We start from the raw sequence: 26062 nt of genomic DNA, 5'->3' as shown, positions 1-26062 counted from the left end.
GCGCCGGCACACCGCGTGTAGAATGGCCAGCTTTCAGCGGCGCAATCAGGCAGCCATCGGCGGGGACGACTCCGCCGACCGCGCAGGAGCACAACGCATGGCCAAGAAAGGGGAGACGACCGGTACCAAGCCAAAGAAACGCGCGGCCGGCCGCGCCTCGACGGTCGCCGCCGAGGCAGAGCAAACCAGGCAAAACATCCTCAAGGTGGCAACTGAAGAGTTCGCCGCCTATGGCTTGTCGGGAGCGCGGGTGGATGCGATCGCCGAGCGCACGCTGGCCTCCAAACGCATGATCTATTACTACTTCGGCGGCAAACAAGGCTTGTACAGCGCAGTCCTGGAAAAAGCCTACGGGGATATCCGCGCCGAGGAAGCACAGTCCGATCTTGCCAATATGCCGCCCCGCGAAGCGCTGCAGAAGCTCATTGAAGTCACTTTTGAATACGACGAGAACCACACCCGGTTCGTCAGCCTGGTGAGTACCGAGAACATCCATCGCGCCAAAACTATCTCAAAACTGCCGTCGATCCGGCGCATCAACGAAAGCGTCATCCATACTTTGGAAGACATCCTGGAGCGCGGGCAGGCAACCGGGGAATTTCGCCAGAACCTGGTGGCACTTGATGTCCATCTGTTGATCAGCGCGTTCTGCTTTTTCCGCATCTCGAACCGCCATACGTTCGAGGCGTTGTTCGACTGTGACTTGTTTGATCCTAAGGTACGCGCAAGGCATCGGCGCATGATCGTCGAGGCGATCTTGTCCTACGTCGAATCGCCGAACCCGGTTGGTCCCAAAAAGGCCTGATTCGGGCCATTCCCAGGAACCGCTGAGGGCGGAGGGCCCGCCGCCCCGCTTCCGGTGAACATGAGCGCTGGTGGTGGCAGGGTGGACCATGCCATGACCATGACATGACCATGACCGCGCCTCTGGCTTCATCCAGCGACTACCCGTGAGCGATCCGCGGACCCGCAATCGGATCACCGTTCCCGGGAGAGCACACCCTGCCTTGGCTAAGCAGCCGCTGCGCAAACGGTGCCACTCATTGACTTGGACGTACTAGTTCGTATACTCAGAGCCGGTGTGACTGGGCAGGGAAACGGTCCCGCTTCGGCCCACCTTGGAGACGACATGGCAAAAGAATTGAGCGACGCCGAGCGCACCAGCATCGACGGTATGATCCAGCGTGCGCGTGCTGCAATGCGCGAGGTGAAGGACTACGACCAGGCCCGGATCGACCGGCTGTGCCAGGCCTTGGGTTGGGCCACCGCCAATGAAAAGACCTTCACCCGCATTGCTGAAATGGGGGTCAAGGAGAGTCGGCTCGGCGATCCACAAGGCCGCAGGTCCAAGCGCATGAAGATCATGGGCGTGCTGCGTGACGCGCTGCGCGAAAAGAGCACCGGCATTATCGAGGAAATCCCTGAAAAGGGCATCGTCAAATATGCCAAGCCAGCCGGCGTGATTGCCTCGCTGGTACCAACCACCAATCCTGGCCTCACTCCGGCCTATACCGGGATCTATGCGCTGAAAGCACTGGATGCCGTGATCTTTTCACCGCATCCACGGGCCAAGGCCACCACGCTGGAAATGGTCCGCGTGATGCGCGAGGCACTCAAGCGGCAGGGCGCACCGGCGGACCTGTTCCAATGCATCGAGGCCCCGACCATACCGGCCACCCAGTACCTGATGGCCAACTGCGACCTGACCTTGGCCACCGGCGGCCAGCCCATGGTGCGTGCCGCCTACGGCTCCGGCAAACCCGCGTACGGCGTCGGTGCAGGCAACTCCACGATGGTCATCGATGAGACCGCGGACGTCGACGTCGCGGCACACAATACGCGTTTGTCAAAAACTTCCGACTTCGGTTCTGGTTGCTCGGCCGACGGCAACATCCTTGTCGACGACCGGCTGTACGACGCCATGCTGCAGGCGCTGATCGCCGAGGGCGGCTTCAAGGTCGACCCCGCCCAAGCCGCCGCCATCGAGAAAGTGATGTGGGACGCCGAGGGCCACCGCCTGCCGAACACGGTTGCCTGCCCGCCACAGGCAATTGCCCAGGCGGCTGGCTTTGCAATCCCAGCGGACCGCAAGTTCATCATCGTGGAAAACGACAAGATCGGCCCACAGCACAACTGGTCGCACGAAAAACTCACCACCGTGCTGGCGATCTACCGCTACCGCGGTTTCGACCAGGCCTTGCAGATGATCGAGCAGATCTACGAGGTCGGCGGCAAGGGCCATTCCTGTGGCATTTATTCGCACGACGACAGCCATATCGACCGCCTTGCGCGCATCGCGCCAGTCAGCCGCATGATGGTGCGCCAACCGCAATCCAAGGCGAACGCCGGCTCGTTCACCAACGGCATGCCGATGACCTCAAGTCTGGGCTGCGGTATCTGGGGCGGCAATATCACCAACGAGAACATCCATCTCAAGCACTTCCTGCAAACCACCTGGGTCAGCCGTCCCATTGCCGAAGACCGGCCGTCCGAACAGGAGCTGTTCGGGGAATTCTTCAACTCGGAGACGTTCTGACCATGGCCAACACCGCCGCTGAACTACTGGTCCAATACCTGGAGAAGCGCGGCGTTCGGCACGTGTTCGGACTCTGTGGACATACGAATATCGCTGTCCTGGCCGCGTTGTCGAAAAGCTCGATCCGCTTCATCGAGGTACGCCACGAGCAGATTGCCGCCCACGCCGCCGATGGCTATGCGCGCGTCACTGGCAAGGCATCGGTGCTGCTCACGCATTTGAGCCCAGGCCTGACCAACGCGTCCACCGGGGTGGCGAATGCGGCGCTCGATTGCATCCCCATGGTGGTGATCTCCGGCGATGTACCGTCCCACTATTTCGGCAAACATCCACATCAGGAAGTGAACCTGCACGCCGATGGCGCGCAGTTCGAGATCTACCGGCCGTTCGTCAAACGCGCGTGGCGCGTGGACCATGCTCCGCTGCTCCCGGAAATCCTGGAAAAGGCCTTCCAGCTTGCCGAAAGCGGTCAACCCGGCCCCGTACTCGTCGACGTGCCGATGGATGTGTTTTCCAAGGAATTGGATCCTGCATCGTTCGAAAAGCAACTGCTCAACACGAAGCAGCTGCGGCGTCCCTCCATGAATCGGGCCGACGCGATTGAAATCGTACGTGCGCTGGGCGAAGCCAAGCACCCGGTCATCTACGCCGGCGGCGGCGTGATTGGCGCGCGCGCCAGCGCCGAGCTCGGTGCGTTCGTCCAGCACATGTCCATTCCCGTGGCCCACAGCCTGATGGGCAAGGGCGTGTTGCCCGACGACAATCCTTTCGTGCTCGGCATGACCGGGTTCTGGGGTACGCACCTGGCGAACGGGAGCTGTCTCGAAGCCGACCAGTTGCTGGCCATCGGCACGCGCTTCAAGGAGGCCGACTCCAGTTCCTGGTACCGCGGCTACACATTCGATATTCCACCCACCAGGTTGATGCAGATCGACATCGAACCGAGCGAAATCGGGCGCAACTTCCCGGTCGCGCTCGGCGTGGTGGCCGACGCCAAGCAGGCCCTGAGCGTCCTTCTGGACGTGGCCAAGGAACTCTATCCTGCCGGCCGGCAGGACGAAGCCACGAAGCAGCACATCGCCACGCAACGTGCCGCATTCGCGGCCAGCAACGCGGCGATGCAAAAGAGCGACGCATTCCCGATGATGCCTGAGCGCATCCTGGCCGAAGTGCGCGAGGTGATGCCGCGTGACGTGATCATCACTACCGACGTGGGCTGGAACAAGAACGGCGTCGGCCAGCAGTTCCCCGCCTACACGCCAGGCAGCATCCTCACCCCCGGCGGCTACGCGACCATGGGCTTTGGCCCGCCGGCAGCCGTGGGAGCCAAGCTCGCGGCACCCGAGCGCACTGTGCTGTCCCTGGTCGGCGATGGTGGGTTTGGCCAAAACCCCTCGGTGCTGGCCACGGCGGCAGCCGAGCAACTGCCGATTATCTGGCTGGTAATGAACAACAACGCGTTCGGGACCATTGCCGGCCTGGAGCAGGCGCACTACGGCACCAGCTATGGCTGCGTCTTTCCGGAGGCGGAAAACGGCGTGCAGGACCTCAAGCCCGACTATGCCGCCATCGCACGCGCGTACGGTTGCGAAGGAATACGCATCGGCGCGGCAAGTGAGTTGAAGCCCGCCCTGGAGCGCGCCCTGCAGTCAAAACGGCCGTTCGTCATCGACGTCATGATGAAAAACAACCCTACCCCGACCACTGGCTTCTGGAACATCCTGGACATCTATTCGCCAGGCAAGCACATATCGCACGTGGCTACCGATTGAGCGGCTCGCGCATGCAGGCTGCAACAGCCCGGCACCACGCGTCTGGAAGCACAAGGATCCATGCATCATGATTGAAAAGAAGCCGTCCTGTCTGGTGGGCTTGATTGGCGCCGGAATCCAGGCGTCGCTGACGCCAGCCATGCATGAGGGTGAGGGCGACCGTCGTGGCTTGCGCTACATGTATCGCTTGATGGACCTTGACTTGCTCCGTCTTGGCGAAGACCCGTTGCCCCAACTTCTCAATGCCGCACAACTTGCGGGATTCCGCGGGCTCAATATCACCCATCCATGCAAGCAGTCGGTGATCCCACTGCTTGACGAACTTTCGGAAAACGCCGCTGCCATCGGCGCGGTGAACACGGTGGTGTTCCGCGATGGCCGCCGCATCGGCCACAATACCGATTGCTGGGGATTCGAGCAGAACATGCGGGAGAACCTGCCGTCGGCGCGCAAACACGATGTCGTGCTGCTCGGTGCCGGCGGGGCCGGCGCCGCCGTGGCGCACGCACTCATGCACCTCGGCACCGGCCACGTGCACATCCATGACCTGGACGCCATACGCGCGGACAATCTCGTGGCCGCGTTGTCGCACCGCTTCGGCGCCGGCCGTGCCTCGGTGGTGACCGATCTCGGATCGGCCATCGCGCAAGCCGACGGCATCGTCCATGCCACCCCTACCGGCATGGCCCACTACCCCGGCCTGCCGCTGCCGGCCGACATGTTGAAGCCCAGACACTGGCTGGCAGAGATCGTGTATTTCCCGCTGGAAACCGAATTGCTCGCCCTGGCGCGCCGGCTCGGCTGTCAGACTGTCGATGGCCGCGGCATGGCGGTACACCAGGCTGCCCGTGCGTTCCGGTTGTTCACGGGCATCGAGGCCAACGCAACCAATATGCTGCATGACTTCGATGCGCTCGTCGCGTTGCAAGGGGAGCATCCAGTTTCTGTCGCGGCCGCAGGCTGAACATGATGGGGGCAACGGCGCCGACCACGCACCCCGAACCTGCGCGCCGCAGTCGCGCACGGATGCTCATCCTGCTGCTGATCAGCATCGGCACCATGATCAACTACCTGGACCGCACGGTGATCAGCGTGGCGGCCCCGGCCATGTCCAAAGACCTGGGTCTCAACGACGTCTGGATGGGTGTGGTCTTTTCCATTTTCTCCTGGACCTACGTTGCCGCGCAGATTCCCGGCGGCGCGTTCATCGACCGCATCGGCGTGCGCCTGGCCTATTTCTGGTCGATGGCGGTGTGGTCGCTGTTCACCCTGCTGCAAGGCCTCTCCACCGGTTTGTACTCGTTGCTGGCCTACCGCTTGGGCCTCGGCATCGCCGAAGCGCCCTGCTTCCCCGCCAACAGCCGGATCCTGAGCACCTGGTTCCCGCAGCATGAGCGGGCGCGGGCGACCAGTGCGTTCACGGTGGGCGAGTACTTCGGGCTGGCATTTTTCAGTCCCCTGTTGTTCTGGATCGTGGTGACCCTGGGCTGGCGCAGCCTGTTCATCATCACCGGACTCATCGGCCTCTCGTTCGCCGTGGTGTGGATACGCAGCTATCGAGATCCACACCAGTCCCGACGCGTCAACCAGGCGGAGCTGGACTATATCGCAGCAGGCGGCGGCCTCGGTCACGAAAATGAAGCTGTACGCTTCGACTGGCGCAACGTCGGACGCCTGCTGCGCAAGCGCCAGATCCTTGGCGCGGCGATTGGTCAGTTCGGCGGCAATTCGACCTTGGTGTTCTTCCTTACCTGGTTCCCCACCTACCTCATCACCCAGCGACACATGGAGTGGCTGAACGCTGGATTTTTCGTGGTAATGCCCTTCATCGCTGCGTCCATTGGCCTGATTGCCGGTGGCTGGCTCTCTGACCGCATCATCGCGCGCACGGGCAACGCCAGCCTGGGACGAAAATTGCCGATCCTGACCGGCCTGGTACTCGCCGCCACCATCGTCTCGGCCAATTACGTCGTCAGCAACACCGTGGTTATCTTCATCATGTCCGTGGCATTTTTCGGCCAGGGCATGGTCGGGCTTGGCTGGACCTTGTTGACCGACGTCGCACCCAAGCGCCACCTCGGACTGAGCGGCGGCATCTTCAACCTCGTTGCCAACCTTGCCGGCATCATCACGCCCATCGTCATCGGCATCATCGTCGGCGCCACCGGCTCGTTCTTCGGCGCACTTTTCTACGTCGGTGCAGTGGCTGCCATCGGTGCGCTGGCGTACGTCTTCATCGTCGGCGACGTGCATCGCGTCGAGATCGATTGAGCACGGACGGGCGCGCCGGACGCGTGCACAGCCGGTACGGTTGCTGCGTTGCACATTGACATGTACGAACTAGTCCGTATCGTCGTCGCGGTGGGCACGGAGTCACGTGCAGTAGCAACTGCCTTCCAGAGGGTTCCGAATATGCGCAGCGATCGCAACATGGGTGTACAAGGCGGGGCGCCAGTGCCCACTCAGCTCGGCATGCGGCCGTGTGCAAAAGCGGTCATCGCCGCCCTGGCGTTGGCCACGCTGACCGCAATGCCCGCCTTCGCCGAGCAAGACGCGCCAGCGTCCGCCTCGACAGCGCCGACCGCGCTCAAGGCGGTCGTCGTCACCGGTTCGTTGATCAGCTCACCCAACCAGGTATCGGCGAGTCCCATCAGCACGGTCGACATGAGCGACCTCAAGTTGGGCACGAGCTCCGTATCGGTCGCCAACGTCCTGAACCAGTTGCCGCAGTTCAGTGCGACGTCGGGTACCTTGTTCACGCGGAGCGGCGTGCAGACGATCAACCTGCGTGGCCTTGGGTCCAACCGCAATCTGGTACTCCTCGATGGACGACGCCTGCCGCCTGCCGACAACAACGGCAACGTCGGGACCAACCTCATCCCCGAAGCAGCCATTGATCGCGCCGACATCATTACGGGCGGCGCCTCGGCCGTATACGGCTCCGATGCCGTCTCGGGCGTCGTCAACTTCCTGACCGTACCCTATTTCAGCGGCATCAAGGGCGACGTGCAGTACGGGAACACGACGAAAAATGACCTGTTCCAGCAAGCGGCTTCCGTGGCGCTTGGTTCATCGTTTGGCACCGACAACCAGGGGCACGTATTACTCGCCCTGGGTTACACCAACAGCCAGGGGATGCAGGGCGCAAAGCGCGACTTCTTCAAGAATGCGGTGCCCTCGTCGTACATCGGGCAAGGCACGTTCGTGCCCTCTGGCATCAACCTGCCGAACCAGGGCGTCGTCAATGCGCTGTTTGGAAGCTATGGCGTGGCGACCCCCGTCCCCAACACGTTGAACCTTGGTTTCAACGATGACGGCTCGCTGTTTACCCAGACCGGCGCGAAGAACTACAAGGGCCCAACAACCGGGGGCTATGCCATTCTTGGCGGCAACGTCAGGATGCCGGTCGGACCACAAACGGCGCTCGCCAATCCGGTCAAGACCAAGCAGACCTTCACCAAGTTCGACTATGAGTTCTCTCCCCACGTCGACCTGTACGGGCAGTTCATGTATGTGAACTCGGAATCGAAGTGGAACAGTGGCTTGAGCCTGGTCCAGATATTCGTGCCCTCGGTGCCGGCTACCAATCCATTCATTCCCTCCGACCTGCAGACGTTGTTGGCATCGCGGCCGAATCCGGCAGCATCCTTCACCTGGAACGCACGTTTTGTCGAGGTGCCCACGCGCATCATCGCCGATGATTACACGACGACGCAGTTCCTCATGGGCGCAAAAGGCGAGATCCTCGGCGACTGGACGTACGACGCGTACGTTTCACACAGCTCGATGGACCACACCTCGCAGATATTCAACGCCGTGTTGGGCAGCCGGCTCCAAACATTATTGAACGCCCCTGATGGCGGCGCGTCCATTTGCGCCGGCGGTTTCAATCCGTTTGGCCTGGCAAACAGCCTCAGCACGTCGCCAGCCTGCCTCAGCTATCTCACCACCACGGCCAACAGCCGCGAGAAGTTGAACCAGAACATCGCGCAGGCCACAGTCCAGGGCTCACTGTTCGACCTGCCGGCCGGACCGGTCAAACTCGCGGTATTGGGTGACGTTCGCCGTGACAACTATCGCTACGAGCCGGATACCTCGCTGGCCGCAGGGGATATCGAGGCAACCGGCGCGTCCCTGCCCTCGTCTGGCGCCACCCAGGTCAAGGAATTGGCAACGCAAGTCGAGATACCGATCCTCTCCGACTTGCCTTTTGCCAAGAGCTTGACTGCGGATGCGGCGTATCGGTATTCAAAGTATCGCCTGGCTGGCGGCGTGAACACCTATGAGGCCGACCTCAAGTGGCGGCCCGTTGATTCATTGCTGATACGCGCTGGCTATCAACGTGCGGTCCGCGCACCAAACATCAACGAGTATTTCGGTGCCGCAAACCGCGCGACAGTCAGTATCGGCACGCCGCCCATCGCCACGGGCGACCCATGCGACATCCGCTCCTCCGCACGCAGCGGCCCCAATGCCGCCAACGTCCGGCAGCTGTGCATTCAACAAGGCATGCCCGCGGCGGTCACGGATACCTACATGTTTCCGACCACCGCGGTGGGCGGCCTGACCAGTGGCAATACGAGCCTCAAGCCTGAGCGCGCCAATACCTGGAACGCTGGATTCCAATGGACGTCCACTTCAAGTTCCGACCTGTTCAGTACGCTGATGGCGTCCGTTGATTACTGGAACATCGACATCCAGCAGGTCATCAGTGCCGTGCCCGGCACCACATCGTTGTCCAAGTGCTTCAACTTGGACGGCTCCAATCCAAGCTATTCTCCGGACAACCAGTTCTGCAAGCTGATCCAACGTGACCAGAATGGGCTGATGACGACTCTGGTCACGCCATTCCTGAATCTGGGCAGCCTCAAGACGGACGGCGTTGATCTGCAACTGAACTGGGCACCGAGCCTGCACAGCCTCGGCATGAACGCGGCCGGCGCACTCTTCCTCAACAGCCAAGTCAGTTACACCCGCTCGTACAAGATCCAGACTTTGCCCAATGGGCCGGAACAGGAGTTTGTCAACACCATTTCGCAAGCCGCCGTGGGCAGTACCGCACTTGCCAAGTGGAAATCCATAACGTCAGTGGGTTTCAACAACCAAGACTTCACCGTCGGCTTGCGGTGGAATTATCTCAGTGGGATGAATGACATATCCAGCGTGACGAACCCGGCACACCCCGCGCCCGGAACAAGTTCATACAGCACCTTTGATCTGTTCGGCACGTATTTCGTGAACGATGAGTTGCAACTGCGGGCCGGTTTGAACAATCTCACGAACAAGGGCCCACTGCCGGTTGCCACCTCGGAAATCGGCACGAATCCATACGTGTACAACCTGCTCGGGCGAACCTACTACGTTGGATTGCATTTCTCCCTCTAAGGAAGCTCTGAACAATTCGCTCTTGATCGTCATTCCCGCGAAAGCGGGAGGCGCTTTTCAACAGACGAATGTCTGGTCATCCAGTGTCTTTGATTTCAACAACGTAACCTCACTGGATCCCCGCTTGACCAGCCTTCGGCTGTTGAAGAGCGCCTCGCGGGGATGACGGCAATTATTCAGACCTTCCCTAACGGCACAGCCATTGCTTTCGAGGGGCAGCATTCCTGGCTGAAAACGCGCGTTCATGGAGCGCCACCATGCGTCGATCCAGCCTTGACCGGCTGCTGATACGGGAGACCTTATGAGAGTTTCAATCGCACTGGCCACAAGTCTTGCCTGCGCCGGGCTCGCCACCTCCATCAATTCTTCCGCGGCCGCCGCCCCAGGGGCGACGATCGGTGCACAGATCGCGGACCAGGCCCAGGTGGCCGGATCGGTTCGCGACGCGGGTGCCGACGCGCTGAGTGGAAAGCCGATCAAGTTCGCCAACGGCGCCACGGTCTATCCCGACCTGACTTACCAGACGCTGAGTGGCTACCGGCCAATGCTGCTCGACCTGTACCTGCCGCCGGCGTCCTACAAGGACGCCCGCCCCCGGCCGTGGATCGTATACATCCACGGCGGTGGCTGGGCATGGGGCAGCAAACGGCTCATGGGTGCATTCGTGGACTGGCCCACCGTGCTGGCGTCGATCGCGGCACACGGATTCGCGGTCGCCGCGGTCAGCTACCGCTTTTCGAGTGAGGCTCCCTCACCCGCGGCAATCCAGGACGTCAAGGCGGCGATCCGTTGGCTGCGCGTAAATGCGACGAAGTACCACCTCGATCCCAATCGCGCGATGACGTGGGGTCAATCCGCCGGAGGACAGCTCGCTGCGCTGGCCGCAGTCTCGTGCGGCGTGACGGCGTTGGATCCACCCGTGCGCTCCACACCCAATGCGCCGAACGTCGAAGTGAGTGCTTCGGCGCCGAAGGGTGCGGATGAGGTTTCGGACTGCGTCCAAGGCGCTGTCGGTTGGTATGGCGGATACAACTTTACGACGTCATACGCCGAGGCCAAGAAGGCGGGAAGCCCGTCCGAGCCCACCCCCGTGTCGACGTTCCTGGGCTGCCACGGACCGTGCACGCCAGAACAACTGCGGCGCCCCTCACCCATCACCTACGTCGACGCCTCTGATCCGCCGATCCTCCTGATGGCTGGCACCGATGACACCACGGTCAACCCCGAGCAGTCGAGGGAATTTGAGGCGGCACTGCGCAAGGCAGGCGTGCACACCAAGTTGGTCATGCTGCCTGGGGTCGGTCATAGCTGGATCGGCAAGACCACCGAAGCCACCCAGCGCGCAAGCAAGACCGCGCTCCAGCAGTCGATCGATTTCTTCGAGTCGGTCATCGGCGACTCCGCCATAAAGAAATAGCTCGCACCAAAGGCGTGGCCACCGTCGGCAGCCACGCCAAGCATTGTTGCGTCGCACATTGACATGTACGAACTGGTCCGTATAGTCCGATTACGCTTACTTGGCACGCACGCCAAGGCCATGTCGGCGAGTGTCCGCCGCCTCGACCAATCACTTGGGGATTTCCTGGAGATCTTATGAGTTCACAAGCCCAGAACTGCATCCGACATCGTGCCGAAATGCCTGCCACGCTGCAAATTCGACCCTTCGTGGCGGCGATCCTGGTTGGCCTGGCTGCAAGCGCCGGCATCGCCACGCCGGCGTTTGCGCAGGACCAAGCAACGCCTGCCCCTGCCTCGAGTGCAGCCACCGCGCTCAAGGCTGTCGTGGTCACCGGATCCTTGATCCCCATTCCCAATGCAGTCTCCTCCAGCCCGATCGTCACCATCGACATGTCGTCTCTCAAGGAATCGACTGGTGACACCTCAACGGTCGGAGTCATCAATCAACTGCCACAGTTCAACGCGACATCCAGCGTATTCCTGGGCGGTGGTGGCGGCATCGAAACGGTCAACCTGCGCGGGTTGGGCGCAAACCGCAACCTCGTGCTTCTCGATGGACGCCGGCTGCCGCTGGCGAGCAGTTCAGGCGCCGTGGCGATCAACCTTATACCGGAGGCAGCGGTCGGAGACGTGGACACGATCACGGGCGGGGCCTCCGCCATTTATGGATCGGATGCCATGTCGGGCGTCGTCAACTTCCACACGATTCCTTACTTCGACGGGATCAAGGGAGACGTACAGTACGGCAACTCCACGAAGAGCGACTTTGCACAGCGGGCGGCGTCGGTCGCATTGGGTTCCGCTTTCGACGGTGGCAAGGGCCATATGCTGCTGTCACTCGGTTACACCGACGGCCAAGCCCTCCAGGGCTCGCGCCGCAGCTTCTTCGATCTGGTCACGCCATCGTCGTACATCGGCCCAGGAACCTTCGTTCCGTCTGCGACGAACTTGCCCAGCGCCACTGCCGTCAACTCGCTGTTCGCCAGCTATGGACCGTTTGCCCCGGTTTCAAATACGCTGAATCTTGGCTTCAACGACAACGGCACCTTGTTCACCCAGACGGGCGCCAAGAATTATCTTGGCCCCAGGTCGGGTGCGTACGCTGTATTGGGCGGGAATGTCCGCATGCCGGTCGGGCCGCAATTCATCATCGGCAGCCCGGTCAGGCGCAAGCAGGCATTCAGCAAGTTTGATTATGACCTCACGCCAAGCTTTACCTTGTACGGTCAGTTCATGTACGTCAACTCGGATATCTTCAGCGAGAGTGGCGGCAGCTTGACCCAATTCGGGAAGCTCACAACGATCCCGACCACCAACCCGTTCATCCCGGCCGATCTAAGGACACTGTTGGCTTCACGGCCCAATCCGGACGCCGCCTTCACATGGAACGGGCGCTATGTCGGGGTGCCCTACAAGAACTCGGACGACTTGTACACGACGGCGCAATATTTGGTCGGGGGCAAGGGCACGCTACCCTTCAAGGATTGGACCTACGATGTCTATGTGTCGCACGACTCCACCAGTCACGACCAGTCCCTCGGCAACTCGGTACTGAAAAGTCGGGTCCAGAACCTGTTGAACGCACCCGATGGCGGCAATTCGATTTGCGCCGGCGGCTTCAACCCGTTCGGGATCGTCAACAGCACGAATATCTCTCCGGCGTGCCTCGCGTACATGACCACCACGGCGCATAGCCAGGAAAAACTGACGCAGAATATCGTACAGGGCTCTGTCACCGGCTCCCTGTTCGACCTGCCAGCCGGGCCGGTCAAGCTGGCCTTGCTGGCTGACGCCCGCCGCAACACCTACGTATATGCGCCCGACACCTCGCTCGCGGCACAGGACATCGAAGCGGTCATTGCCGCGGCGCCGGCTCACGGCAACGTCAATGTGAAGGAAGGCGCGGTCCAGGTGGACGTCCCATTGTTGGCTGACCTGCCGTTCGCCAAGAGCCTCAATCTCGGCGCGGCGTACCGCCGCTCCGATTACAACACCTCCGGTGGCGTGAACGCCTATGAGGCGGACTTGAAATGGCGCCCCGTGGACTCGCTCCTGATCCGGGGCGGCTACCAGCGCGCCGTCCGCGCCCCCAATATCGGCGAACTGTTCGCTGCAGCGCAGGGCGTGCAGGTTCCCTTCGGCACCCCGCCAGCGACCATCGGTGATCCCTGCGACATCCGTTCTCCGGCAAGGACGGGCGCCGGCGGAGCCAGCGTGCGTCAACTGTGCATGACCCAGGGCATCCCGGCGTCGGTTATCGACAGTTACATCTTCCCGACTACGGCTGTCGCTGGCGTGCAGAGCGGCAACCCCAACCTCAGCCCTGAAACAGCCAATACGTACAACGCAGGCTTCCAGTGGATGTCCAATTCCGATTCTGCGTTGTTCTCCACCATGACGGCTTCGGTTGACTACTACAACATCGACATCAGCAACGTCATTTCGGTGGTTCCAGGCCTGACCACGCTGAGCAAGTGCTACAACCTGGACGGCTCCAATCCGAGCTATGCACCAGGCAACGTGTTCTGCGATCTTCTCCATCGTGATGTGAACGGCCAGTTGCAACTGGTGGAAACGCCATATCTGAATCTGGGTAGCCTCAAGACGGATGGCGTGGATCTTCAGTTCAATTGGGCACCGAGCCTTTCCAGCCTGGGCATGAATGCCGCAGGCGCCCTGTTCCTGAGCAGCTACGTCAGTTACGCCCATTCGTTCAAGATCCAAACCCTGCCTGGTTCTGCTGACCAGGAGTTCATCAACACCATTTCGGTCGGCAACGCGCATCCACGCTGGAAGGCAATGACGACCCTGGGATATCGCAATCAGGACTTGACGGTTGGCGTCCGTTGGCATTACCTCGGTGCCATGCAGGATGTGACCAGCGTCACCACGCCCAAGACGCCCGCGCCAGGGACGCCGACGTACAACACTTACGACCTTTACGGCACGTACTGGTTGGGTGACAACTTCCAGATTCGCGCAGGCATCAACGATCTGACAAACAAGGGTGCAGTGACCGTATCGAGCTCGCAATGGAGCACCGACCCGTCGCTCTACAACCCGGTAGGTCGCACTTACTACATCGGCTTGAAGTTCTCCACGATGTGATCTCTCCGGTCGGGTGGTGGCCTGACGTCCGCCACCCGGCTTTGCCAAAAGAGAAGCCGATGAGGGTCTTGCCCGCCGCCGTAGCCGCATGTCTGCTCCTTGCCCCGCTCTCGCGCGCTGCACCGCTTCCTGTCCCGGTCGATCGTCCGCAGCCGAGCGAGGGGAGCGGCTGTCCAAGCCCCTCTGGCTTCAAACTGGTCTGTGGGCAGGCTCACCCAGAGGACATGGCGCAGATCGGCGATACCCGCTGGGTCATCACCAGCGGCTTCAGCCCTGGCGCCGGCATCGCCCTGCTCGACACCAAGGCGCACAACTTTACCCGTGCCTATACACGGACTGCGGATCAGGTTCATCCGGACCGACAGCGCTTCCCCGGCTGTCCATCGGCGCCCGATCCGAGACTGTTCAACGCACAAGGGATCAGCCTGCGCAGCCGGGGCCTGGGGCAGTACACGCTCTATGTCGTCAATCACGGTGGACGCAACAGCATCGAGGTGTTCGATGTCGATGGCCGGCCCGACGTGCCCACCCTGACCTGGCGCGGTTGCTTGGACCTGCCGGCGAAGCTGGCGGCCATCAACGCGGTGGCCACTTACTCGGACGGCACGATCCTGTTTACCGTACTGGTACACCCAGGCGACACATACGCCGATTTTGTCGAAGGCAAGAACACCGGCGGCGTCTATGAGTGGAGGCCCGGCGAGAGCGGCTACAAGTTGCTACCGGGTACCGGGCTGCCCGGCAACAACGGACTCGAAACCGCGGCTGACGACAGCGGTTTCTTTGTCGTGGCCTTTGGCCGCCACGCGATCCTGCGCTACTCCAGGACAAATCCGTCGGCTCCGCCGGTGCAGGCCGTCGCCCCCGGCTTCATGCCGGACAACATCCATTGGGATCACGGACGCCTGCTTACTGCCGGCATGAAATACGACGAGCCGGCATGTGGCGGTACCCGCAAGGTCGTCGATGGCAAGGCGGATGCCATGCTGTGCCACCGTGGCACGGTGGTTGCCGAGCTCGATCCCGAAACGATGAAATTCGACATCGTTGCCTACGCGTCGCCCGATCCAGTGTTCAACGGGGCGTCCACGGCCATCCTGATCGGTGACCAGCTTTGGGTCGGTTCGTATCAATCCGATTGCGTTGCGTACCGCAGCTTGCCCTGGCTGCACGCGAGCCTCCCCATACGGCCTTAGCAGTTGCAGACTTGTGTTGCGCGGCAGCACTGGTATGCATGTTTCCAGTGCCGGCCGGCAAGCGGTGACGCGCGGACCAGTCGCGCTCGAGCCTTACTTCCTCGTCGCGCTGTCACCAATGACCGATTCAAAGAACTCGATCGATTGCTGCAGCGCGACCTTGCTGGCGTGATGGGTCGCGTCGGGCGTTTTGCCGATCCAGCTGTGGCCCACGCCATGCAACATCACCAGCTTTGTCCGCACGCCAGCTTTTTGCAACGCAGCCTCAAACGCTTTCGACTGGGCCGGATCGACGGTGGTGTCGTCGGTGCCGTGCATCAGCAGGATCGGTGGATCCTTGGAATCAACGTAGGTGATTGGCGAGGGACGACGCAGTTGCTCGGCTGTGCACGCGCCGTGGCAACCCAGGAACAGCGACATCATGTCAGGCTGACCAGCGTTCGCAGGCGCCTTGCGCTCCTTGTAGGACACGGCGAAATCGTATTCGCCAAACCATGCCACTGCGCCCTGGACGCAATCGGAAACCTCATCTGCACCCTTCGGCGCCGAGGCACTGACCTCGACATTGGGCGCGTTGGGATCGACACGTTCGGGTGGATCGAGCGCCTTCACTCCGCAAGTCACAGCCGCCAGTGCAGCCAGCTGCCCACCCGCGGATTGCCCCCAGGTCATCCCGCGGTCCGGATCGAGATGGTACTTCGCGGCGTTGACACGCAACCAGCGAATCGCCGCCTTGACGTCCTGGATCGCAGCGGGCGACGGCGCCTCCTTGGAGAACCGGTAGCTCACCGAGGTGACCACGAAGCCCTCCGCGGCAATCGACGCCAGCACCTTGGGCCAATCGAGATACGCCGCACTGCGGCGCTTGCCACCGAACGCCCAACCACCACCATGGATATACATGATCCAGGGTCTCGGGCCCTTCTTGGCGAATGATGGCGGTGGCAGGAACAAGTCCAGCGTCATCGGCCGGTAACCCAGCAAAGTCTGGTACACGACGTCCGGATAGCCGGTAACCCCGCCCGGATACTTGACCGAAAGATCCGACAGGGAGTCGAGGCCAACGGCACGCACTGAATCGCCGATCCGGGCCTGATCAGCCACCCGCTCGCCAGGGCTGGTGGGCGTCGCGGCGCTCACCGACGAACCGACGAGAAGTGACAGCCCAACCATTGCAAAACCGGTCGTCAATACCAACGGTATCTTCATCAACAGTCTCCTGCGTCGTGGACCGCCTGATATCAGGCTGGTGTATCCATGGGTATGACCCGCACGTCAGCGTCAGACGCTGATCAGTCAAGTCTTGGGGGGCCGGCAGGTTCTTCAATCACGAACCCGCGGCTTCTTTGACGACTGTGTCGATGGCGCGCTCACAGCCTGGAAATCCAGTCGCGCACGATCCATCGGCTCGACCTTGAAGGAGTCGCCATCGCTGCCGATATCCAACAATCGCGGCGTCGAAGGTTCCCAGGCCGGCCATTTGATAGCCCCGCTCGACGGGTCACCTGTCTGCGCGAAGGCGATCAACATCGATGTCATGTTGCGCGCAAGTTCACGATCGGAGTTTGTCCACAGCCGGGTCGGGCGGAACATGTTCAATGAGTCGAGCGTCTGGAACCAATAGGGCACGTCCGAACTGTGGTATGCGCCAATACGCTCCGGATGATCGGCGATCTCCACGGCCGGGTTGAACGGCTGCACGCGGGAAAACTCGTAGACGTAGACTGGTGCGCCCCCGATCTTGCTCTGCTCCTTGGCCCACTGCCATGCCGCTTGCGCAGGCCAGCCGGCGTCACGCACCGCGGCAGCCGCCATCGCGTTGGCCTGGGCGTCCGTCGTTGCCGGATAGAGCCGCAAGACCTCGGCCGCCTTGGCGCCATACAACTTGTTTACCGCAGCCTTGAACTCACTCAAGGTCTGCACCTTGTTCAGATCATTGTGATTGAAGCCCCTGGCTTCGTCGTGGGTAAAGCCGGTTACGACCGGTACGTTGCTTTGCCTGTGCTGCGCAAACAACTCGGCAGGTGTCGCCGGCAGCACATAGCCATCAATGTTGGCCCCGCCCACCCTGATCGTGCCCGCACTGCAGCCCATCTGGCAGTCTTCCTGCAACGCCAGCAATCGATCTGCAGGCACCGCGCGCAGCGCCGCGATACCACTCACATTCAGCGCCCTTGCCACTTCGGTGCCGGTCTTCTCCGCCTCAGCCAAGGTCGGGATGCCGCCATCAGGCCTCATCCATAGGCTGCCACTCATGCCAACGACCCCGCGGAACAAACCTTTCGCAAGTGGGCTTGCCTGCAGCAATGACACCGACATCGATCCGGCCGACTGGCCGCTGATGATCACCTTCGCGGGGTCACCACCAAAGGCGGCAATATTCCGGTGAATCCATTCCAGGGCCGCAATCTGGTCCAGGAACCCATAGTTTCCGGATGAGTGTTGCGGTGATTCGGCAGTGAGAGCCGGGTCAGCCATGAAGCCCAACAAGCCAAGCCGATAATTGAAGTTCACGAAGATCGCACCCGAGCGCGCGACATTTTCACCGCCGTAGGAAGCCATCCCGCTCGAGCCCACCGTAAACGCACCGCCGTAGATGAATACCACCACCGGCAGCTTGTCGCCGGCCTTGGCGTTTGCGGGCACCCAGATATTCATGAAGAGGCAGTCTTCGCTGGTCGCCTCTTCACCAAAATAATGGTTGATGTTGTGCGGGCGCAGAACCTGGATGCATTCGGGCATCTTGCGATCGGCGTGATAGACCCCCTTCCACGCTGCAAGCGGCTGCGGTGCCTTCCAGCGGCGCTCGTCGGTAGGTGGCTGTGCGAAGCGGAGTCCGAGATAGGCCTTTACCCCGGAAGGGAGCAAGGTGCCGCTCACCAGTCCGGTATCGATCCGTACCGGATCCCCAGGGATCGGTTCAGCGACTTGCGCATGGGCTGGTGCCGCCACCAGGCAGGCGACACCAATCGCCGCCATATATCCAAACACGTGTGACTGCCACTTCATCCGGTTAAAGCAGACGCGCAGCGCGGCTATCCGACCCATCGTTGCCTCCAGCCAATCGGGATTGGTTCGAACACTCACAAGTGAAAGGCCCCAGGGCACCAAGACACTCCCTAGCTTCGAGTATACGAACTAGTTCGTGCGTTGACAACGAAGCGACCAGCGGCGACGCGGCTCTCTTGAAACGAAGACCGGAGCCGCCCGTGGATCCAATACACGGTGGTTGGTCGCCCGCGTCGGCCTCTCCTTTCGCCGGGTCAAACCTCGAAACGCAAACACCGTAAAACCGCGGCGCCAAAGCCGCGGACATGCATGCCTGGGCGGGGCCTCCAGATGCGCGTCATCGCCGTATACCTGGGTCAACTCTGGATTCCAAACGTCAACAAATTGTAAACTAGGCGGTACTGCAAGACGGTGTCAGCTGTTTACCTTGTCGCGCGTTTATCGCAATTGCCCCTGCTCTGGTGTACCTGGCCTGCCAAGCTTGCGTAGCCTGTCCTGCCCGGGCCCCCGGAGCTGACAGCGCGGCTGGGTGGGTTGCGCCGCTGTCGACGGCGAGTCCGGCACTGCAGCGCCGTTGCGATTGCACATGGAGCTTCGATGAAACTTTTGCTATTGCGGGCCACACTGCTGGGATTTGGCTTGCTGGTCTTGGCCGCATGCGGCAACAAGGTGCAGAACGCCACCGAGCAGCAACCGACGCCGCAAGTCGAGGTGCTGCAGGTGCGCTCGCAGGACTCGCCCTTGACCCAGGCCGTGGTGGGACGCCTGTCGCCCTACCGCAGCGCGGACGTCCGCGCGCGGGTGGCGGGCGTCCTGCTGCAGCGCGTATACGACGAGGGCAGCATGGTGAAAAAAAGCCAGTTGCTGTTCCGCATCGACCCCGCGCCGCTGCAGGCGGCGCTGGCCGCCAGTGCAGCGGCGCTGGCCCAGGCCGAGGCGAGCTACACCAACGCCAAGGTCACTGCTGATCGCTCGCGCAACCTCGCGCCGCAAGGCTACGTTTCCAAGGCGGCCCTCGACAATGCACTGGCCGCCGAGCGTACCGCCGCGGCAGCCGTGCAGGCCGCCAAGGCCAACATGCAATCGGCCCGCATCAACCTGGGCTACGCCAACGTCACCTCGCCCATTGCCGGACGCGCAGGCCAGCAGCAGGTCACCGAAGGCGCGCTGGTGGGTAGTGGCAGCGCCACGCTGCTGACCACGGTCGACCAGATCGACCAGTTGTACGTCAATTTCACCATGAGCGTCATCGACCTGGAACGCATGCGGCGCGCCCAAGGTGAGGGCAACGTCACGCTGGCGCCGACCGCCAAAGCCAGCGTCGCCATCGCCTTGCCGGACGGCAGCCCGTATCCCGTGCCCGGGGTACTGGATTTTTCCGACACCTCGGTCAATCCGGCCACTGGTGCGGTGAACCTTCGTGCCTTGGTGCCCAACCCGCAACTGCGTCTGTTGCCGGGCATGTACGTCACCATGGAAGTGCATCTGGGCCAGCAACATGATGTCTTCGTACTGCCGCAGCAGGCGGTGCAGCGCGATACCGTCGGCGCTTTCGTGTTTGTCGTCGGCCAGGCCGGCAAGGTGGTGCGCAAGGATGTGACCACCGGCACGATGCAGGGCAATGACTGGATCATTACCCAAGGGCTTGTCACTGGCGACCGCGTGATCGTTTCCGGATTGCAGAACGTTCGCGTAGGCCAGGAGGTCAAGGCTATGCCGTGGCAGCCACCTGCCGCCAAGCCGGCCGCTGCCGGCAGTGCGTCCGGCGCCGCCGGCGCCAGGTGACGGAGCGCCCGCATGCCCAATTTTTTCATCGATCGACCGATCTTCGCGTGGGTCGTCGCCATTCTCATCTCGCTGGGTGGCGTACTCGCCATCCTGAATCTTGGGGTGCAATCCTATCCGTCGATCGCGCCACCCGAGGTCGTGATCAACGCCAGGTATCCGGGTGCCAACGCTGAGACCACGGAGAAGACGGTCACCCAAGTGATCGAGCAGCAGCTGACGGGCATCGACAATCTGCTGTATTTCAATTCGTCATCCAGCGCGACCGGGCGCGTGAACATTTCGCTCACCTTCGCCGCCGGCACCAACCCGGACATTGCCCAGGTGCAGGTGCAGAACCAGGTCCAGCGCGCGACCCCACAGCTGCCTGAGGAAGTGGTGCGGCAGGGCGTCACCGTCAACAAGGCCAACAACAGCACCCTGATGGCCGTCGCTTTGCGTTCGGACAACCCCGCGATCGACCGTGACCGCCTGAACGACATCGTCGGGTCAAGCGTACTCGACCAGATCGCGCGCGTGCCCGGCGTCGGCAGCACCCGGCAGTTCGGCGCCGAATACGCCATGCGCATCTGGCTCGATCCGGACAAGCTGCACGGCTACGGGTTGTCGGCCACGCAAGTCCTCAATGCAGTCCAGGCGCAAAACGTGCAGTTCGCCGCCGGCGCATTGGGCGCCGATCCGGCAGTGCCCGGTCAGGGCTTCACCGCCCTCGTGTCAACCGAGGGGCGCTTCACCACCCCCGGGCAATTCGCCGACATCATCCTGCGCGCCAATCCCGACGGCACCACCGTAAAGCTGGGCGACGTCGCGCGCATCGCGTTCGGCCCAAACAACTACGGCTTCAACACCGAGTACGACGGCAAGCCGATCGGCGCGTTCTCGATCAACCTGTTGCCCGGCGCGAACGCGTTGAACGTGGTCACCGCCGTCCGCGCAAAGATGGACGAGCTGGCGCCGAGCTTCCCCGAAGGCGTGACCTGGTTCAGCCCCTACGACACCACCACGTTCGTCAAGACCTCGATCACCGAGGTCACGCACACCTTGATCGAAGCCATCTTCCTGGTGTTCCTGGTGATGCTGCTGTTCCTGCAGAACATCCGCGCCACCATCATTCCAACGCTGGTGATACCGGTGGCCTTGCTCGGCACCTTCCTCGGCATGCTGGTGCTCGGCTTCACCATCAACCAGCTGACCTTGTTTGGCATGGTGCTCGCCATCGGCATCGTGGTCGACGACGCCATCGTGGTCATCGAGAACGTCGAGCGCATCATGCGCGAGGAAGGCCTGCCGCCAAAGGAGGCCACGCGCAAAGGCATGGGTCAAATCACCAGCGCGGTGGTGGCAATCAGCGTCGTGCTGGCGGCGGTATTCATTCCCTCGGCGTTGCAGCCAGGGTCGAGCGGAGTGATCTACAAGCAGTTCGCGCTCACCATCGCCATGTCGATGGGCTTCTCGGCCTTTCTCGCCCTGTCGTTCACGCCGGCGCTGTGCGCGAGCTTCCTGCAGCCCATGCATACAGAGCGCAAGAACGTGGCGTTCCGCTGGTTCAATTCGGCGTTCGCCCGGATCACCCACACGTATGTGGGTCACGTCGGCAACGCGGTTCGCCATGCGCCGCGGTGGATGGTGATGTTCGTGGTGATTTCGGCGCTCGGCGGCCTGCTGTTCACGCGCCTGCCGGGGAGCTTCCTGCCGGAGGAGGACCAAGGCTACGCCATGGCCAGCATCCAGCTGCCACCCGGGGCAACCAAGCAACGCTCGATCGAGGTGATGGCGCAGATGCGCAATATCCTGCACGCCGACAACGCCGTTGCCGGCCTGTTCCAGATCGTCGGCTTCAGCTTCATGGGCTCGGGCGAAAACACCGGCATGACCTGGATCCACCTCAAGGATTATGCCGACCGCGACGTGTCGGCCGAGCAGTTCATCCAACGCGCCAATCGCGAGCTCGCCCAGATCCGCGGTGCGAAGGTCGTGGTGATGAACGTGCCGACCGTACAGGGCCTGGGCCAGTTCGGCGGCTTCGACATGTACCTGCAGGACCGCGGCGGCGCGGGCCGCGAGGCCTTGTCTGCGGCACGTGACACCTTGCTCGGCAAAGCCCGTGCCGACAAGGTACTGACCCAGGTGCGCCAAAACGGTTTGGACGACGCCCCGCAACTCAACCTGGACGTGGACCGTACCCAGGCACAGACGATGGGCTTGTCGGTAAGCGACGTATACAACGCACTGGGCCTGATGCTGGCACCGGCCTACGTCAACGACTTCAATTATGCCGGCCGCGTCAAGCGCGTCATGATGCAGGCCGACGCCAAGTACCGCATGGGACAGGAATCGCTGCAGCACTTTTATACGCCCAGCGCAACGGCAACCAATGCGGATGGGACCCCGGCCATGATCCCATTGGCCAACGTGGTGCACGCCAGCTGGCACATGTCCACCCCATCGCTCAACCGTTACAACGGTTTCGCCGCGGTGGAGATCGTGGGCACGCCGGCGCCAGGCTACGCCTCGGGCGAAGCCATGGACCAGATGGAAAAACTGGTCGAGGCCAACCTGCCCCACGGCTTCGCCTTCGACTGGACCGGGCAGTCCTACGAACAGGTACTGTCCGGCAACTCGGCCACGCTGCTGATGGTGCTGTCCCTGTTCATCGTGTTCCTGGCGCTGGCGGCGTTGTACGAGAGCTGGTCAATCCCGGTCTCGGTGATGCTGATCGTGCCCCTGGCCTTTCTCGGTGCAGTGACCTTTGCCCTGCTGCGCGGCCTGCCGAACGATGTGTACTTCAAGATCGGCCTGATCACCGTGATCGGCCTGGCGGCCAAGAACGCGATCCTGATCGTGGAGTTCGCGGTCGACGAGCAGAAGGCCGGGCGATCCCTGCGCGAGGCCACGGTCGACGCCGCACGGTTGCGCCTGCGGCCCATCCTGATGACCTCGCTGGCGTTCATCCTGGGTGTGTTTCCGCTCTTCATCTCCACCGGCGCGGGCGCCAACGCACGCCATGCGATTGGCACCGGAGTGATCGGCGGCATGTTGTTTGCGACCTTCCTCGGCGTGCTGCTGATCCCGGTGTTCTACATCGTGGTGCGCCGCCTGCTCGGCGACAAGCTGGACCACGAACCGCCCGGCAGCGAAGACTCGGCCGCAGGCACGCTTGCCTTCGATTCCGACCCGCGCCGCGGCCGTTGACCTCGCTCGCGGGCGTCGCCCTAGTGTTTACGCTGCCGCGTCGGCAGATCAAGAGCATCGCCCGCCCACAAGGAACTCCCTGCGGTCGCAGGCGGGCTCCCACAACCACGACCGCAGCCATGACCATGGCGCGCGGTTAGCGCAGGCCGGTCTCGGCGCGGGCAATGACCAGGCGCTGGATTTCGCTGGTGCCTTCGTAGATCTCGGTGATCTTGGCGTCGCGGAAGTAGCGCTCGATGGGCATCTCGCTCGAATAGCCCATGCCGCCATGGATCTGCACCGCCTGATGGGTGATCCACATGGCCGCCTCGGAGGCAACCAGCTTGGCCATCGCCGCTTCGGTGCCGAAGCGGCCACCGTTATGCTCGACCCTGGCCTTGGTCCAGGCGGCGCGCATGGTGAGCAGCCAGGCGGCATCGAGCTTGCACTTCATGTCCGCAATCTTGGCCTGGGTCATCTGGAATGTACCGATGGGACGGCCAAAGGCCTTGCGCTCGCGCACCCAGGCGAGTGACGCCTCGTAGGCCGCGCGGCCGATGCCCAGCGCCTGCGAGGCAATGCCGATGCGCCCGGCATCGAGGACACCCATGGCGATGGAAAACCCCTTGCCCACGGGACCAAGCAGGTTTGCCTGCGGGCAGATGTAATCGTTGAATTCGATTTCGCAGGTGCTCGAGGCACGAATGCCGAGCTTGTGCTCGATTTTTCCGGCATGGAAGCCCGGCAGGCTGGTATCGATGACGAAGGCGGAAATTCCCTTGGCGCCGATGCCTGGCGTGGTCAGCGCAAACAACACCAGGTAGCGCGCCACCGGCCCGGAGGTGATCCACATCTTCTTGCCGCTGATCACCCAGTCGCCCTGCCCGTTGCGCACGGCCCGCGTGTGCATGGCCGAAGCGTCGGAGCCCGATTGCGCTTCAGTGAGCGCATAGGCACCAATGGCCTCCCCCGTCGCCACGGCACGCACGAAGGTCTGCTTCTGTTCTTCACTCCCGTGTCTCAGGATGGCGTTGCAAAACAGCGAATTGTTCACCGACATGACCGTCGCCGTAGCCGCGTCGGCTGCCGCAATTTCGATCATCGCGAGCACGTAGGCGATCGGATCGAGGCCGGGGCCACCATAGCTTTCCGGTACCTCGATACCCATCAAGCCGAGCTTGCCCATCTCGCGGACGTTCTCCAGCGGGAATTCGGCATTGGCGTCCATTGCCGCCGCCGCCGGCGCGATACGCTTCTGCGCGAAATCACGGGCAATCGATTGCAGCGACAGCTGCTCCTCGGTGAAATCAAAATCCATGCATCTCTCCTGGAAAAACCCTACTGCGCGCCAGCGGCCCCGCGCGTCGCGGCATTTGCGCGACAAGCGCACTCATGTGCGGCCACCAAGCGCCTGATGTAGATACAAGTCACGAAGGTATCGGCTACTGGCGCCGGCTTCCCAAGGTCGCTGACGCCAGTCCGCCGTCAGCCCTGACGCTCGCGCCAGGCTGCCAGTGCCCGCTGATACCGCTCCAACGCCTCGTCGTAGCGATCATACACGCAGTGTATGCAGCCCTCCCCGCAACAATCAGCGGCGTCCGGCTCGGTCGGCCGCACCGGTTCCGGATCGGACAACGGCACCGGTTTGGCTACGGATGGACTGGCCTGCTCGTGTCCGTTGCCCGGCGTCGGACCGTCTTCTGGCGTCAGCGGCACAGCGGGATCAGTTGGGTTCACGGCCTTGTACCCGAGTCGGCCCGGTGCCGTACCACCGGCACGGGTGCGCCTGCCGGCACAGGCAGGGGTGGTGTTGCCCCCTGCCCTCACCGCGTTCACTTCGCTGGTTTGCGGAAGCGATAGACGAATTGGTCGGTGTGGCCGCGGATTGACGGGTCGAACACCTTGAGCTCGTGCGTATCCTTCGGATTGCGCAGCACATTGCTTTCGCCATCGAACACGAAGCCGGCCGCTTCGACCTGCTTGCGCACGATCGCCGGGTCGATGCGGTGCAGCGTGGCGGTATCGGTCATGCCGCTACCCGCCGGCGCGGCGTGGTCGATCACCACGAACAAGCCACCGGGCTTGAGTGCCGCAAACGCCTGACGATCGAGCTCGGCCGGATCCACGTTGCCCAGGAAATCATCCGGATAGTCGTGATAGTTCTGCGAGGTGAACACCAGATCCACCGGCACCGGTGAAGTCAGCTTCGCAGCCGGCTGTTGCAGCAGGCTGATGTTCGAGTAATGCGGCTCGGCGGCCACCGCGGTCAGTGCGGTGAAACTCTTGCTTGCCTTGGCGGGCTTGTCGGCGCCTGGATAGGGCCAGACGGTATATACATGACCCGAGGGGCCGACGATGGCGCTGAAGACCCGGGTGAAATAGCCCGATCCTGGCAACAATTCCAATACTTTCTGTCCCGGCTTGACCTCGGCAAACATCATGATCTCGCCAACCTTGCGGCGAGCGTCGGTAGGCTGGTCGGCAGCACGTGCCGGATCGTTGACGGCCTTTTGCACCACGCTGCTGAGCGCAGGGGCCTGGGCCTGCTGTGCCTGCGCCAGTGCCAGCGAAGGCAGCGCAAGTGCCAGCAACGCGGCGAGAACGGTAGGGCGCATGGGAAACCTCCGCAATCGTTGAATGGA

Annotated in this window: 16 protein-coding genes; 11 read left to right on the top strand and 5 right to left on the bottom strand. The window is 62.3% G+C overall.

Features of this window, described 5'->3' with window-relative positions:
• Positions 1 to 97: 97 nt before the first annotated feature.
• From AC3WJB_RS08485 to AC3WJB_RS08445, 9 genes are all read left to right on the top strand, one after another.
• Positions 98 to 805: a TetR/AcrR family transcriptional regulator gene (locus tag AC3WJB_RS08485; RefSeq protein WP_492680566.1), complete on the top strand. Its 708-nt coding sequence runs from the start codon at positions 98 to 100 to the stop codon at positions 803 to 805.
• 324 nt (positions 806 to 1129) lie between these two features.
• On the top strand, positions 1130 to 2536 hold the full coding sequence (locus AC3WJB_RS08480) for an aldehyde dehydrogenase family protein (protein ID WP_492680564.1): 1407 nt from the start codon (positions 1130 to 1132) through the stop codon (positions 2534 to 2536).
• 2 nt (positions 2537 to 2538) lie between these two features.
• The gene (locus AC3WJB_RS08475; protein WP_492680562.1) at positions 2539 to 4308 is read left to right on the top strand and encodes a thiamine pyrophosphate-binding protein; all 1770 of its coding nucleotides are present in this window, start codon (positions 2539 to 2541) and stop codon (positions 4306 to 4308) included.
• A gap of 67 nt (positions 4309 to 4375) precedes the next feature.
• Positions 4376 to 5272, top strand: a complete 897-nt coding sequence (locus AC3WJB_RS08470) for a shikimate dehydrogenase (RefSeq protein WP_492680560.1) — start codon at positions 4376 to 4378, stop codon at positions 5270 to 5272.
• A gap of 2 nt (positions 5273 to 5274) precedes the next feature.
• Positions 5275 to 6579: an MFS transporter gene (locus AC3WJB_RS08465; RefSeq protein WP_492680558.1), complete on the top strand. Its 1305-nt coding sequence runs from the start codon at positions 5275 to 5277 to the stop codon at positions 6577 to 6579.
• A 48-nt stretch (positions 6580 to 6627) separates the two neighbouring features.
• Positions 6628 to 9693: a TonB-dependent receptor domain-containing protein gene (locus tag AC3WJB_RS08460; RefSeq protein ID WP_492680556.1), complete on the top strand. Its 3066-nt coding sequence runs from the start codon at positions 6628 to 6630 to the stop codon at positions 9691 to 9693.
• A gap of 301 nt (positions 9694 to 9994) precedes the next feature.
• The gene (locus AC3WJB_RS08455) at positions 9995 to 11110 is read left to right on the top strand and encodes an alpha/beta hydrolase fold domain-containing protein (RefSeq protein ID WP_492680554.1); all 1116 of its coding nucleotides are present in this window, start codon (positions 9995 to 9997) and stop codon (positions 11108 to 11110) included.
• Positions 11111 to 11286: 176 nt separating this feature from the next.
• On the top strand, positions 11287 to 14259 hold the full coding sequence (locus AC3WJB_RS08450; protein WP_492680552.1) for a TonB-dependent receptor domain-containing protein: 2973 nt from the start codon (positions 11287 to 11289) through the stop codon (positions 14257 to 14259).
• Between the two features lie 224 nt (positions 14260 to 14483).
• The gene (locus AC3WJB_RS08445; protein ID WP_492680550.1) at positions 14484 to 15455 is read left to right on the top strand and encodes a hypothetical protein; all 972 of its coding nucleotides are present in this window, start codon (positions 14484 to 14486) and stop codon (positions 15453 to 15455) included.
• Between the two features lie 93 nt (positions 15456 to 15548).
• Here the strand turns inward: AC3WJB_RS08445 and AC3WJB_RS08440 are convergent, their stop codons facing one another.
• Complete coding sequence (locus tag AC3WJB_RS08440) at positions 15549 to 16664, bottom strand: alpha/beta hydrolase fold domain-containing protein (RefSeq protein ID WP_492680548.1); 1116 nt, start codon at positions 16662 to 16664, stop codon at positions 15549 to 15551.
• Positions 16665 to 16778: 114 nt separating this feature from the next.
• Positions 16779 to 18563: a carboxylesterase/lipase family protein gene (locus AC3WJB_RS08435; protein ID WP_492680546.1), complete on the bottom strand. Its 1785-nt coding sequence runs from the start codon at positions 18561 to 18563 to the stop codon at positions 16779 to 16781.
• A gap of 498 nt (positions 18564 to 19061) precedes the next feature.
• Between AC3WJB_RS08435 and AC3WJB_RS08430 the strand changes: the two genes are divergently transcribed.
• Positions 19062 to 20249 carry an efflux RND transporter periplasmic adaptor subunit gene (locus AC3WJB_RS08430; protein ID WP_492680544.1) on the top strand — a complete coding sequence of 396 codons (1188 nt, stop codon included), beginning with the start codon at positions 19062 to 19064 and terminating at the stop codon, positions 20247 to 20249.
• Between the two features lie 12 nt (positions 20250 to 20261).
• Positions 20262 to 23441 carry a multidrug efflux RND transporter permease subunit gene (locus AC3WJB_RS08425; protein ID WP_492680542.1) on the top strand — a complete coding sequence of 1060 codons (3180 nt, stop codon included), beginning with the start codon at positions 20262 to 20264 and terminating at the stop codon, positions 23439 to 23441.
• A 136-nt stretch (positions 23442 to 23577) separates the two neighbouring features.
• On the opposite strand, the gene AC3WJB_RS08420 is transcribed toward AC3WJB_RS08425, so the two are convergent.
• The 3 genes from AC3WJB_RS08420 to AC3WJB_RS08410 form a co-directional block, all read right to left on the bottom strand.
• On the bottom strand, positions 23578 to 24738 hold the full coding sequence (locus AC3WJB_RS08420; RefSeq protein WP_492680540.1) for an acyl-CoA dehydrogenase family protein: 1161 nt from the start codon (positions 24736 to 24738) through the stop codon (positions 23578 to 23580).
• 167 nt (positions 24739 to 24905) lie between these two features.
• Positions 24906 to 25157, bottom strand: a complete 252-nt coding sequence (locus AC3WJB_RS08415; RefSeq protein WP_492680538.1) for an oxidoreductase-like domain-containing protein — start codon at positions 25155 to 25157, stop codon at positions 24906 to 24908.
• A gap of 95 nt (positions 25158 to 25252) precedes the next feature.
• Positions 25253 to 26035, bottom strand: coding sequence for a class I SAM-dependent methyltransferase (locus AC3WJB_RS08410; protein WP_492680536.1), 783 nt, complete (start codon positions 26033 to 26035; stop codon positions 25253 to 25255).
• Positions 26036 to 26062: the final 27 nt, after the last annotated feature.

The organism is Rhodanobacter sp. FW510-R10, assembly GCF_058781105.1.
Note: the sequence above shows the minus strand (reverse complement) of the source record. Positions and strands in the feature narration are given on the sequence as shown.